This window comes from Alterluteimonas muca, from assembly GCF_021191595.1.
Taxonomy (GTDB): Bacteria; Pseudomonadota; Gammaproteobacteria; order Xanthomonadales; family Xanthomonadaceae; genus Luteimonas; species Luteimonas muca.
The window spans coordinates 353,701-366,138 of sequence record NZ_JAIWPS010000001.1; the positions used below are offsets into that span (position 1 = coordinate 353,701).

General features: G+C 69.6%; 13 protein-coding genes. 6 read left to right on the forward strand and 7 right to left on the reverse strand.

Annotation, left to right across the window (positions count from 1 at the left end; translation table 11 throughout):
• Positions 1-7 precede the first annotated feature (7 nt).
• Positions 8-691 (forward strand): response regulator transcription factor, encoded by a 684-nt coding sequence (locus tag LDO11_RS01575; RefSeq protein ID WP_129134975.1) that lies wholly within the window; start codon positions 8-10, stop codon positions 689-691.
• Entirely contained in the window at positions 678-2,039 is a 1,362-nt protein-coding gene (locus LDO11_RS01580; protein ID WP_129134976.1) for a sensor histidine kinase, read from the forward strand. Before LDO11_RS01575 ends, LDO11_RS01580 begins: the two co-directional genes overlap by 14 nt.
• 21 nt (positions 2,040-2,060) lie before the next feature.
• Here LDO11_RS01580 and LDO11_RS01585 read toward each other — a convergent pair whose 3' ends face one another.
• The 4 genes from LDO11_RS01585 to LDO11_RS01600 form a co-directional block, all read right to left on the reverse strand.
• The gene (locus LDO11_RS01585; RefSeq protein WP_232140318.1) at positions 2,061-2,702 is read right to left on the reverse strand and encodes an ABC-type transport auxiliary lipoprotein family protein; all 642 of its coding nucleotides are present in this window, start codon (positions 2,700-2,702) and stop codon (positions 2,061-2,063) included.
• A gap of 214 nt (positions 2,703-2,916) precedes the next feature.
• Positions 2,917-3,846 carry an MlaD family protein gene (locus LDO11_RS01590; RefSeq protein ID WP_232139986.1) on the reverse strand — a complete coding sequence of 310 codons (930 nt, stop codon included), beginning with the start codon at positions 3,844-3,846 and terminating at the stop codon, positions 2,917-2,919.
• Positions 3,847-3,848: 2 nt separating this feature from the next.
• Positions 3,849-4,685 carry an ABC transporter ATP-binding protein gene (locus tag LDO11_RS01595; protein WP_232139987.1) on the reverse strand — a complete coding sequence of 279 codons (837 nt, stop codon included), beginning with the start codon at positions 4,683-4,685 and terminating at the stop codon, positions 3,849-3,851.
• Entirely contained in the window at positions 4,682-5,785 is a 1,104-nt protein-coding gene (locus tag LDO11_RS01600; RefSeq protein WP_232139988.1) for an ABC transporter permease, read from the reverse strand. Before LDO11_RS01600 ends, LDO11_RS01595 begins: the two co-directional genes overlap by 4 nt.
• A 127-nt stretch (positions 5,786-5,912) precedes the next feature.
• On the opposite strand from LDO11_RS01600, the gene LDO11_RS01605 reads away from it, so the two are divergent.
• Positions 5,913-7,163 (forward strand): threonine/serine exporter family protein, encoded by a 1,251-nt coding sequence (locus LDO11_RS01605; RefSeq protein ID WP_232139990.1) that lies wholly within the window; start codon positions 5,913-5,915, stop codon positions 7,161-7,163.
• Positions 7,164-7,734: 571 nt separating this feature from the next.
• Here the strand turns inward: LDO11_RS01605 and LDO11_RS01610 are convergent.
• From LDO11_RS01610 to LDO11_RS01620, 3 genes are all read right to left on the reverse strand, one after another.
• Positions 7,735-8,115, reverse strand: a complete 381-nt coding sequence (locus LDO11_RS01610; RefSeq protein ID WP_232139992.1) for an H-NS histone family protein — start codon at positions 8,113-8,115, stop codon at positions 7,735-7,737.
• A 276-nt stretch (positions 8,116-8,391) separates the two neighbouring features.
• Positions 8,392-10,092, reverse strand: a complete 1,701-nt coding sequence (locus LDO11_RS01615; RefSeq protein ID WP_232139993.1) for a proline--tRNA ligase — start codon at positions 10,090-10,092, stop codon at positions 8,392-8,394.
• Between the two features lie 234 nt (positions 10,093-10,326).
• Entirely contained in the window at positions 10,327-10,743 is a 417-nt protein-coding gene (locus LDO11_RS01620; protein ID WP_232139995.1) for a DUF4124 domain-containing protein, read from the reverse strand.
• Between the two features lie 108 nt (positions 10,744-10,851).
• Between LDO11_RS01620 and pssA the strand changes: the two genes are divergently transcribed.
• Genes pssA through rimI form a run of 3 tightly spaced genes read left to right on the forward strand, consistent with a single transcriptional unit; the run spans position 10,852 to position 12,430 of the window.
• Positions 10,852-11,634, forward strand: a complete 783-nt coding sequence (gene pssA / locus LDO11_RS01625; RefSeq protein ID WP_129134985.1) for a CDP-diacylglycerol--serine O-phosphatidyltransferase — start codon at positions 10,852-10,854, stop codon at positions 11,632-11,634.
• A complete protein-coding gene (locus LDO11_RS01630) occupies positions 11,631-11,951 on the forward strand; it encodes a hypothetical protein (RefSeq protein WP_129134986.1) in 321 nt (106 codons plus the stop codon). Before pssA ends, LDO11_RS01630 begins: the two co-directional genes overlap by 4 nt.
• A 44-nt stretch (positions 11,952-11,995) precedes the next feature.
• Positions 11,996-12,430, forward strand: coding sequence for a ribosomal protein S18-alanine N-acetyltransferase (gene rimI / locus LDO11_RS01635; protein WP_232140319.1), 435 nt, complete (start codon positions 11,996-11,998; stop codon positions 12,428-12,430).
• Positions 12,431-12,438: the final 8 nt, after the last annotated feature.

Genomic DNA, 12,438 nt, shown 5'->3' on the forward strand with positions numbered 1-12,438 from the left:
GCCTCCCATGCGCATACTCGTGATCGAAGACAACCAGGACATCGCCGCCAACCTGGGCGACTACCTGGAGGATCGTGGCCATACCGTCGACTTCGCCGCCGATGGCGTGACCGGCCTGCACCTGGCGGTGGTGCACGACTTCGACGCGATCGTGCTCGACCTCAACCTGCCGGGCATGGACGGCCTCGAGGTCTGCCGCAAGCTGCGCAACGACGCGCGCAAGCAGACCCCGGTGCTGATGCTCACCGCGCGCGATTCGCTCGACAACAAGCTCGCCGGCTTCGATTCCGGTGCCGACGACTACCTGGTCAAGCCGTTCGCGCTGCAGGAGGTGGAAGTCCGCCTCAATGCGCTGTCGCGCCGCGGTCGCGGGGTGCAGACCCGCGTGCTGGAGGTCGGCGAGATCGAATACAACCTCGACACCCTCGAGGTGCGCCGGCTGGGCAAGCTGCTGCAGCTCAACCCGACCGCGCTCAAGATCCTGCAGGCGCTGATGGAGGCCTCGCCGGCGGTGGTCACCCGCCAGGACCTGGAAACCCGGGTGTGGGGCGAGGAGTTGCCCGATTCCGACTCGCTGCGCGTGCATATCCATGGCCTGCGCGCGGTGATCGACAAGCCGTTCGACACCCCGTACATCCAGACCCGCCACGGCATCGGGTACCGGATCGCCGCCCCCGATGGCGGCAGCTGACCGGCACGCCTCGACGGCGTCGCTGCGCGGGGCCCGCCGTTACCGGCGGCGCCTGCGCAGCCGCATCATCCTCTCGTTCCTGCTGCTCGGCCTCGGCCTGACCCTGCTGTTCGCGTTCGCCACCCAGTACGCGCGCAACCGGGTGGAGAACGCGCTGGTCGAGGACGTGATGAACCGCAACATCGACGAGTACGCGCACCTCTACTACAGCGACCCGACGCGCAACCCGGACCTGCCGGTGCAGCAGATGCGCGGCTACGTGTTCACGCCCGACCGCATCGACCGCCTGCGCCGCGACTTCCCGGAATGGGTGGAGCTCGGCACCGGCATCCATACCCTGGGCGGCACCGACGAGCTGGGCCAGCCGTTCGCCTACAAGCTGGCGGTGCGCAAGACCGATGAGGAGTGGTTCTTCCTTGCCTACGACATGACCCAGACCATGCGCGGCGACGAACAGTTCCAGCGCGCCATCTACGGATCGGTGCTGGTGTTCTCGCTGCTGTCGCTGCTGGTGGGCTGGTGGGCGGCGTCGCGGGTGATGAGCCCGGTATCGGAACTCGCCCAGCGCCTGCGGCAGTCGGGCGGCACCGCGCAGCCGGTGCCGCTGGCATCGCATTTCCCCGACGACGAGGTCGGCCAGCTTGCCAGCGCGCTCGACGACTATTCCGCGCGCCTGACCGAGGTGGTGCAGCGCGACCGCGAGTTCAATGCCGACGTCAGCCATGAACTGCGCACGCCGCTGGCGGTGATCCGCGGTGCGGTGGAGCTGCTGCTGGCGCGGCCGGAACTCGACGACAAGACCCGTGCGCGGCTGCTGCGCATCCAGCGCGCCGAACAGCAGTGCACCGACCTCATCAGCGCGCTGCTGCTGCTGTCGCGCGCCGAGCGCGGGCACGGCAATACCGACATCGCGCGCGCGGCCGAGCAGCTGCTCGAAGCGCACCGCGCGCAGGTGGGCGGCAAGCCGCTGGAACTGCGGCTGGAAGGCGAGGGCGGCCTGGTCGTCGATGCGCCGGAAGCCGCGGTCGCGGTCGCGCTCGGCAACCTGATCGGCAATGCGGTGAAGTACACGCCGTCGGGCGAGGTGGTGGTGCGGGTGCTCGACGATGCGGTGCAGGTGATCGACAGCGGCCCGGGGCTGAGCGCCGAGGATGCGGCAAGGCTGTTCGAGCGCGGATACCGTGGCTCGCATGCGGAGCATTCGCAGGGCGGCGGCATCGGCCTGTCGATCGTTCGCCGCCTGTGCGACCTCTATGGCTGGAGCGTGCGGGTGGTGCCGGGAGCGACGCGCGGTGTGATCGCGACGCTGTCGTTCCGGCCTGACTCCAGCGATGCCGCCGTCGGCTGACGGCGGCAGCGGCAGGCGCGGTCAGCGCTGCGTACGGGGCGCCACCACGGCAGGCGCGCGCACGTCGGCATCGCCGCTCACCAGCGTCCAGCCGGCAACGTCGTGGCCGAGTGCGGCCAGCGCCTCTTCGAACGCGGTGACCACGTTCTCCACCGCGGTGCCCGTCGCCGGCACGGTCTGCAGGAAGGTACGCGAGGCGACCACGCGCTGGTCGTGGTTGTGCAGCAGGCGCGCACCGAGTTCGATGGTGGCCTGCGGAATGTCGCGTCCGGCGTAATCGGACTCGAAGCGGCGCAGGTCCAGCACCAGCTTGTAGTCGGCGCGGATGCCCGCGCCCGAGGTCGCCACCGCGGGAATGCGGTCCGACGCCTCGAATGTTCGCAGCAGGGCCAGTTCCACCAGTTCGGTGGCCGGCTGCGCCCAGACCGATCCGGCGTAGACCTGCAGTTCCGACGGCGTGCGGCGCACCGAGATCCGCGGGCTGTCGACGACGCGCGGCGCCGTGGTCGGCACGATGGTCAGCTGCCAGTCCACCGCGGGCCACGCGGGATCGCTGCGCGTCTCCACCACCGGCGACCAGGTGGTCACCGGCTCGCGCGAACCGCCGCCGAGCAGGCTGCAGCCGGCGAGCAGGATGGGCAGAAGGCAGGCGGTGCAGAGGATCTGGAAGGCGCTTCTGGCGGGCGTGTTGCCCTCACCCCATCCTCCGCTCCGCGCCCCGGCCCTCGCGTCACCGCGAGGGCGTTCATCGACACGCGAGCCAATGGCTCGCAGGCGCGCCTCTTCACCCCGCCTGCGGGAGAGGGGCGATGGTGCCGGGCGGGAGTCATTCCACTGGACACGGTGGGCTGATCCTGGGGCACGGGCTCCCTGTTCTTCATTCATTGGGGTCGAACTCCTTGGGTGCGTCGCCGCCGAGCAGGAACCGGGTGGGGTTGCCGTTGAGGCGGTCGCTGATGCGGCGCAGGTCGCGGACCAGGCTGCGCAGCTCGGTGAGCGTCGGCCCCAGCTGCGACAGCCCGTCGTTGGCGAAGCTGTGGATGGCGGCGCGGTTCTCGTTGAGGATCGCGTCGGCGCCGCCGGTGGCGGAATCGAACTGCGCCAGCGAGTTGTTGAGGCGATCGACCATCCCCGGTAGCTCCTGCACCAGTTCGCGGTCGATGGTCTCCACCGCCTGGTTGGTGGTGGCGAGCGTCTGCTCCAGCTGGACGCTGGCCGCGCGCGCGGAGGCCAGCAGTTCGCGGATGTCCTCGCGGCCGGCGGCGATCGATCCGGTGGCCTGTTCGATATGGGTCAGCGTCTGCGAGATACGGGCGACGTTCTCCTCGCTCAGCACCTGGTCGAGGCGCTCGACCAGCCGGTTGGCGGTATCGGAGATGTTCTGCAGCGCCGACGGCTCGGTGAGGATGATCGGGATCTCGCGGTCGGAGACGTCGACCAGCCGCGGCAGCTCCGGGCTGCCGCCGGTCAACTGGATGATCGGCGAGCCGGTCAGGCCGGTCATCGACATCCGCGCGCGGGTGTCGGTCCGCACCGGCGCACGTGCATCCAGGCGCAGGTGCGCGATCACCTGCCGCGGATCGTCCGGTGCCAGCTGCAGGCTCTGCACGCTGCCCACCGCAATGCCGTTGTACTGCACGCTGCTGCCTTCCGACATGCCGGTGACCGGCTCGTTGAAGACCACCGCGTAGTCCTGCCAGCTGCGGTCGGAGGCGTATTTCGCCGCCCATAGTGCGAACAGCAGGCCGAATGTCACCACCGCGATGGTGAAGGCGCCGATCAGGACGTAATTGGCTTTGGTTTCCATGCTCAGGCTTCCAGTGCGGGCGCGGTGGCGCCGTCGGCGGCGCGCGCCGCGCGTGCGCGGGGGCCGTGGAAATAGGATTGCACCCACGGGTGGTCGACGCGTTCGACTTCCGACAGCGGGCCGATCGCCAGCACCCTGCGGTCGGCGAGCACCGCGACGCGGTCACAGATGGCGTAGAGGGTGTCGAGGTCGTGGGTGATGAGGAACACGGTCAGGCCCAGCGCTTCCTGCAGGGTGCGGATCAGCTCGTCGAACGCCGCCGCGCCGATCGGGTCCAGGCCGGCGGTGGGCTCGTCGAGGAACATCAGTGGCGGATCGAGCGCCAGCGCACGGGCCACGCCGGCGCGCTTGCGCATGCCACCCGACAGCTGCGACGGCAGCTTGTCGATGGCATCCGCCGGCAGGCCGGCAAGCTTCACCTTCAGCAGCGCCAGTTCGTAGCGCAGCGAAGGGCTGATGCCGGGGTAGTGCTCCTTCAGCGGCACCTCGACGTTCTCGCCCACCGTCAGCGACGAGAACAGCGCGCCGTCCTGGAACAGCACGCCGGTGTGGCGCTCGATATACGAGCGCCCGGCGGCGTCGGCGTCGATCGCATCGATGCCGAACACCTCGATGCTGCCGGCATCCGGTGTACGCAGGCCGAGGATGGTGCGCATCAGCACCGACTTGCCGGTGCCCGAGCCGCCGACCACGCCGAGGATCTCGCCGCGGTGCACGTCGAGGTCGAGGCCTTCGTGGACGACCTGCTTGCCGAACCGGTTTTCCAGCCCGCGCACGCGCACGATGATCCCGTCGTCGGCGTCCGGCGCGGTCGTGGCGTCGCGCTCGTTCGTGCTCACCATCCCAGCTCCATGAACCACAGCGCGGCGAGCGCATCGAGCACGATCACCAGCGCGATCGCCTGCACCACGCTCGACGTCGTGCGCTCGCCCACCGACTGTGCGGTGCCTTCCACCTGCAATCCTTCCAGGCAGCCGATCAGCGCGATCAGCAGGGCGAACACCGGCGCCTTCGACAGGCCCACCAGCATGTGCCGCAGCTCGAAGGTGTCCTGCATCCGCGAGAGATAGCCCTGCGGCGGGATCTCGAGGCTGAAGACGCCGACCGTCAGGCCGCCGGCGAGACCCGCCACCATCGCCAGGAAGGTCAGCAGCGGCAGCATCACCATGAGCGCGATCACCCGCGGCAGCACCAGCAGGTCGATCGGATCGAGGCCGAGGGTGCGGATCGCGTCCACTTCCTCGCGGCTGACCATCGCCCCGATCTGCGCGGTGAACGCGCTGGCGGTGCGGCCGGCGAGGATGATCGCCGTCAGCAGCACGCCGAACTCGCGCAGGAACGCGATGTTGACCAGCTCGACCACGAAGATCTGCGCACCGAACTCGGCAAGGATCGTCGAGCCGAGGAAAGCGATGACCGCGCCCACCAGGAACGACAGCAGCACCACCAGTGGCACCGCATCCAGCCCCACCTGTTCCATGTGCGCCACGGTGGGCGTGAGCCGGAAGCGCGACGGCTCCTTGATCAGGCGCATCAGCTTGATCAGGTTCTCGCCCAGGAAGCTGATCAGCGCCATGATCTCGCGGCCGTTGTCGACCATCGCGTAGCCGAGCCGGCCCAGCGCCGCGGCGAAGCCGTACTCCTTTTTCTTCGCCGGGCGGTCGTCGTGCACGTCCTCGATCGCCGCCACCAAGGCGCGGTGGTCGTCGCGGAAACGGAACTGCTCGAAATCGATGCCGCGCTTGTGGGCGAAGCGCAGCAGCTGCAGCACGCCCACCGAGTCGATGCGTTCGATATGCGTGGCGTCCACCTCGTGCGCGTCCTCGGGGGCCTCGCGCAACGCCTCGCCGATCTCGCCGGCATGGCTGAGCGTCCATCGCCCGCGCAGCACCATGCGGCCGTCGGGATCGGCGTCGAAGCTGGGCGCGGTGTCGATCATGCGGACGGAACGGGCATGCGGAGGGATGTGTCCGGGCGGCGCGGGCCGGTGCCGCATAGAGTACGCAATCGGGTCGTGAAGCTGTGCATCGCAGCAACGCACGCGCCGCGCGTGCGATCCTGTGGCGATGGATCGCCCGTCTCCGCACACCTACGGATATGCCGCCCGCATCGCCTTCGTGGTGGAGCTGGCCGAACACCTGCATGCCTACGGCACCACCGCACAGCGCCTGGAAGGCGCGGTCACCGACGTCTGCGAACAGCTGCAGCTGCACTGCGAGCCATGGGTGAACCCCACCGGCATGGTGCTGTCGTTCAACGACCCGCACCGGCCGCCGGGCGACAGCGACACCACCCGGGTGATCCGCGCCGCGCCGGGTGATCTCGACCTGTCCAAGCTCAGCGAGGTGGACCGGATCACCGAGGAAGTCGTCGCCGGCCGCCTGGACCTGTCGGAAGGACATGCCGCGCTGCTGGCGCTGGACCTGCACAGGCCGGACTGGCGCGGCCGGCTGTTCCATGTGCTGGCCTACGGCATGGTCGCTGCGGGCATCGCCGGGTTATGGCGGCTGCCATGGCTGGATATCGCCACCGCCTCGGCGATCGGCGTGCTGCTGGGCCAGCTCGATGCGGTGACCCGGCGCAGCGTGCGCATGCGCGAATCCGCCGATGCGATCGCCGGCATGATCGCCGGCCTGGTGGCGATCGCAGTGGCCGGGTATGTCGCGCCGCTCAACCTCAACACCGTGATCATCGCGTCGCTGATCGTGATGCTGCCGGGCATGGCGCTGACCAACGCGGTCAACGAACTGACCAGCCAGCACCTGGTATCGGGAACGGTGCGGTTTGCCGGTGCGCTGACCACGGTGATGAAACTCACCGTCGGCACCATGATCGCGCTGACCGCGGCCCAGCTGGCCGGCGTGGAGCCGCAGGTGCGCGCCTGGCGTCCGCAGCCGGACTGGGTGGAGTGGGCCGCGATGCTGGTGGCCGCCTTCGCCTTCGCGGTGCTGTTCCGGGCCCCGCGTCGCGACTACGTGCTGGTGATGTCGGCGGCGATCGGCGGCTACCTGATCTCGCGGTATGTCGGCCTGGCGCTGGGGGCATCGGTGGGACTGTTCGCATCCGCGCTGCTGGTCACCGCTGCCGGCAACGGTTACGCGCGCTGGGCCAACCGCCCCGGTGCGGTGATCCGCGTGCCCGGCATCATCATGCTGGTGCCCGGCAGTGCCAGCCTGCGCGGCCTGATGAGCCTGTTCCAGCAGCAGGACGTCGCGGTGGGGCAGCAGGCGATGCTGGGCGTGCTGAATATCATCCTGGCGCTGGTCGCGGGCCTGATGTTCGGAAACCTGCTGCTGCCGGCGCGCAAAAGCCTGTAATCGGGACTGCTGTCGGTAATCGTGTCCGCGCTTCGCCGGTCCATGCGCGAAGGAAGGTGTCTTCCGCCGATCGAGAAAGTTCTTCGAGTCTGGGCGGCCCACCACGGCCACAGGGGGATGCCCAGCCGGATATCTCCGCGTCCTGCTACCACATCCGGCCGCCGGCCATCCATGGCCGGCTCTGGACATCCCCCTGCGGCCGCGGCGGGCCCCAAGCTGTCGTCGCGTCGGGACGGAGATCAACGGCGACGGTCGATCGGCCGTTCTGTCAGCCGAGGACTTCGGCTTCAACCGCCGTTGATCTTCCTGCCAGTGTCGGCGGACGTCTGGGCCCGTTGCGTGCACAGGGGGTGTGCGGACAGCCGGCCATGGATGGCCGGCGGCCGGCCGTGGTAGCTGGACGCGGACTCCGGCCGGGGGAGCACATCCCCTGTGCGCGCAACGGGCAGCGCGAAATCGAAACGGAGCCACCCCGTAGGCGCTCAGGCAGTCCAGCGTCTGTGATCGTCCGGAGCAAACAAAGAAAACGCCGGCACTGGGCCGGCGCTTCTTTCTGCATTTCGCTGATCGATTACTGGATCAGGAAATCCTCGATCTTCTTTCCATCCGCCAGTTCCGCCGCCAGCCAGCGCGGATGCTTGCCGCGGCCCGTCCAGGTTTCATCCCGGTTGGCCGGATTGCGGTACTTCGGCGGCACCTTGCCGAGCTTGCGGCCAGCAGCGGACTTGCCGGCGGCCGCGGTCTTGCGCGTGCGCGGCGCGCTGCTGCCGGCGGTGCCACCGGTGCCGAACAGCTCGGCGACGGTGTATCCCTCGGTCTTCAGCAGCGCCTCCACCTTGCGGCGCACGCTCGCGGCGGGCTTGCGCTTCTGCAGGGTGGTCTTGCGCTTGCGCGCCTGGGCGATCAGTGATTCGAGTTCACGGGGAGAAAGGGTATTGAGGTCGATCGCCATGCGCTGCTCCGGAAATGGTTGTTGGAATGGGAGTCGTCCTGACAGTGTGCGCGGCGATGGTAAAGCAAGCAGGCACGGCGGGGAAACCCCGGTGCAACCCGGGTGGAATATGCGGCCGGAGGTTTCCGGAGGTAAGACGGAAAAATCGGCCGCGCCGGTTGTTCCCGTTTCCATCAGTCAGTGGCGGGCCGATGGGCAGCCCTGATGCGGTCGCGGCATATCCGGAGGTGCTGCGGAATACGCCCTGCAGACCCGCGTGGCCGCGCAGCCTCCGGACTATTCGCCCAGCCCCAGCCGTGCGCGCAGATTGCCGCGGTCCAGATGTTCCGCGTCGCCGCCACGCCGGGCGCGATATTCGAACGTGCCCGCCGCAAGCCCGCGCTCGGAGACCACCACCCGGTGCGGGATGCCGATCAGTTCCATGTCCGCGAACATCGGGCCGGGGCGCAAGCCACGGTCGTCGAGTACCGCGTCGAGGCCGGCCGCGCGCAGCTCGCGGTGCAGGGCCTCGGCGGCCTCGTCCACGTCGGGGTTCTGCTTGGGATTGATGATGCACACCGCCACCTGCCACGGCGCCATCGGCTCGGGCCAGATGATGCCGGCATCGTCGTGGTTCTGTTCGATCGCCGCGGCCACGATGCGCGACACGCCGATGCCGTAGCAGCCCATCGCCGGCACCACCGCCTTGCCCTGTTCGTCGAGCACGCTGAAACCCATGGCCTCGGCATAACGGCGGCCGAGCTGGAAGACATGGCCGACCTCGATGCCGCGCGCGATGCGGATCTCGCCGCCATCCAGTGCGCGATCACCCTCGGCGACATTGCGCAGGTCCGCGACCAGGTCTGGCTCGGGCAGGTCGCGCCCCCAGTTGACACCGGCCAGGTGGAAACCGGGCTGGTTGGCACCGACAACGAAATCGGCCAATGCCGCGACCTCGCGATCGGCGACCACGCGGATCGCACGCGCAGGGGCCACCGGGCCCAGGAAACCCGGCTCGCTGCCGAGGTGATCGGCGATTTCGGCTTCCGTCGCCATGCGGTACTCGGCAAGCCCCGGCAGCTTGGCCAGCTTGATCTCGTTGACCGCGTGGTCACCGCGCATCAGCACGGCGACGAAACCGTCCTCGCCCATTACCGCCACCGTCCGCACGGTGCGCGCCAGCGGGACGCCCAGCAGTGCGGCCACGTCCTCGCAGGTTTTCTGGGTGGGGGTTTCAACCCGCCGCATTTCCTCCGCGGGCGCCGGCCGTGGCGCCGGCTCCGCGGCCCCGGCCAGTTCGACGTTGGCCGCGTAATCCGAGGCGGTGGAAAACGCGATCGCGTCCTCGCCGGAATCGGCCAGCACGTGGAATTCATGCGAGGCGCTGCCGCCGATCGCGCCGGTATCGGCCTCGACCGCGCGGAATTCCAGCTGCAGGCGGGTAAAGATACGCACGTAGGCGTCGTACATCCGCCGGTATTGCGCGGCCATGCCGGCATCGTCGATATCGAACGAATAGGCGTCCTTCATCAGGAACTCGCGCGCGCGCATCACCCCGAAACGCGGGCGGATCTCGTCGCGGAACTTGGTCTGGATCTGGAAGAAGGTGACCGGCAGCTGGCGATAGCTCGCCAGTTCCGAGCGCGCGAAGTCGGTGATGACTTCCTCGTGCGTGGGGCCGTAGCAGTACCAGGATTCCTTGCGGTCCTGGATTTTCAGCAGCTGGCCGCCGAATTTCTCCCAGCGCCCGGTTTCCTCCCAGAGTTCGCGCGGCTGCACCGACGGCATCAGCAGTTCCACCGCGCCCGCGGCCTCCATTTCCTCGCGCACCACCGCTTCCACCCGGCGCAACACGCGCAGTCCCAGCGGCGACCAGGTATAGAGGCCGGCGGCCAGCTTGCGGATCAGCCCGGCGCGCAGCATCAGCCGGTGGCTGGCGATCTCGGCGTCGGCGGGGGTTTCCTTGCTGGTATGGAGATGGAACTGCGACAGGCGCATGGCAGGCGTCGGGAATCAGGGGGCGGGCATTGTGCCACGCGACCTGCGCCGCGGCCGGAGGGCGCGCTGGCGATGATTATCCGTGCCGGGCATCAGCGGCCGAGGCGGGAGCGCGCGGCGCCAGGCCGCTTCGCCCCGGCACGTCCATGGTCGACCACCCATTCGGCTGTCGAGAGCATCCCCTTCGCGGGGATGACGACCGGGAGGCTCGCGGGAATGGCGTCCGGGGATGCGTCAGCCGCAGTAGGCGCGCGCGGCGGCCTGGGCGAATTCCAGCTGCGCGGCGCGCTCGGCATCGTTGAGCGTACGCGGATTGCCACTGCCGTCGTCCTGCTGCACCGGGCCCGCGCCATTGAGCGCCTCGATATTGGCGCGCGCGGTGCGGCACTGTTCGGCGCGCGGATCATTCGTCGCGGCGGCGCTGGCGGTCGCGGTCGCTGCCGATGCGGCAGTGCTGGCCGGCTGCGCCGGGCTGGCGCCGGACTGGGTCACCCGGCGGTGGGTGTACTTCTCTCCCCCACTGGGCGGAGCTTCCGAATAATGGGTGACGCCACGCGCGTCCTTCCACTGGTAGATGTCCTGTGCGCCGGCGGCACCGGCCAGCAGCGCGGCGACAAGCCCGAGGGCGAGGCCGTTGAGCGGATGGCGCATGTGGAGCTCCTTGAGGGGTCGGTGACGTGCGCCGGATTGCAGCACCGCCCCGTCCCCGGCGCAAGCGGCACGCAGCGCGGGTGGCCCCGCAGCCGCTAGACTTGGGCGATGGATCACGATCGGGACCCCGCCGCCCCGCTGCCATCGCGCGGCCGCGGCATCTACCTGCTGCCCAACCTGTTCACCACGGGCGGGCTGTTCGCGGGTTTCTTCGCCATCATCGCCGCGTCGCAGGGGCGCTTCGGAGCCGCCTGCGTGGCGATCTTCGTTGCCGGCATCCTCGACGGCATCGACGGCCGGGTGGCGCGGCTGACCAATACCCAGAGCGAATTCGGCGTGCAGTACGACTCGCTTGCCGACCTGGTGAGCTTCGGCATGGCACCGGCGCTGGTGATGTATCACTGGGCGCTGATCGAGATGCGCATGGACGGGCCGACGCTGGGCAAGGTCGGCTGGCTGGCGGCGTTCCTGTATGCCGCGTGCGCGGCGTTGCGGCTGGCGCGCTTCAACAGCCAGGTCGGCACCGTCGACAAGCGCTGGTTCGTCGGCCTGGCGAGCCCGGCGGCTGCCGGTGTCATGGCGAGCTTCGTGTGGACCTGCCACGAGCTCGGGCTGCGTGGTATCGACCTGCGCTACCCGGCGCTGGCGGTCACCGTGGTGGCGGGCCTGGCGATGGTCAGCCGCATCCGCTATTCGAGCTTCAAGGGCGGCGGCACCGGCCCCAGGGCCGACCGCGTGCCGTTCGTGGCGCTGCCGATCGCGGTGGCGATCCTGATCGCGCTGTGGATCGACCCGCCCAAGACCCTGCTGGCGGCGAGCACGCTCTACCTGCTGTCCGGGCCTGTCCTGTGGCTGTGGCGCCGGCGTCGCAGCCCGACCGCCACGGCATGAACTGGGACGGCTTCCAGCGCGAAGCGCTTGCCGAGCTGGGTTACCGGCTCTATCGCCCGTTCGATGCATCGCAGCCGGTAGCGGTGGAAGAGGAGGTGGCTGTCGCTGCACCCGCCCCGGCGCCGGCACCGTCGGACCGCCCGCCAGCGCTGCATCCGCTGCACCTGGCGCTGTTGCGCGCCGTCGGCCGTAGTCCCGACGACCGCGACACCGCGCGCCTGTGCAGTGAGTGGCCGGCACCCGAGGCGCTGCGCACGCCGGCCGCCAAGCGCGCGCTGTGGCCGCGCCTGCGCGCATTGCGGGCACGCCGGCGGTGAACGCACCGGCGGCCGATCGTGTCGGTGCGCCGGCGCTGCGGCCGATGCGCGAGGACGATCTCGACGCGGTGATGGCGGTGGAACGGCGCGCCTATCCGTTCCCGTGGACGCCCGGCATCTTCCGCGACTGCATCCGCGCCGGTTATCCCGCCTGGCTGCTGTACGAGGGCGCGCAGGTGATCGGCTACGCGGTGCTGAGCATCGCCGCGGGCGAGGCGCACCTGCTCAACCTCTGCGTCGACCCGTCCGCCCAGGGGCGCGGCCACGGCCGCCGCCTGCTGCAGACGGTGCTGCGGCTGGCGCAGGGACATGGCGCGCAACGGGTGTTCCTGGAAGTACGCCCGTCCAATCCGGCGGCGATCGCGCTCTACCACGCGCAGGGCTTCAACGAGATCGGCCGGCGACCGCGCTACTACCCGACCGTCAACGGCCGCGAGGACGCGATCGTGATGGCGATGGAGCTGCTGGCCGACAGTTGAGCGGGGTG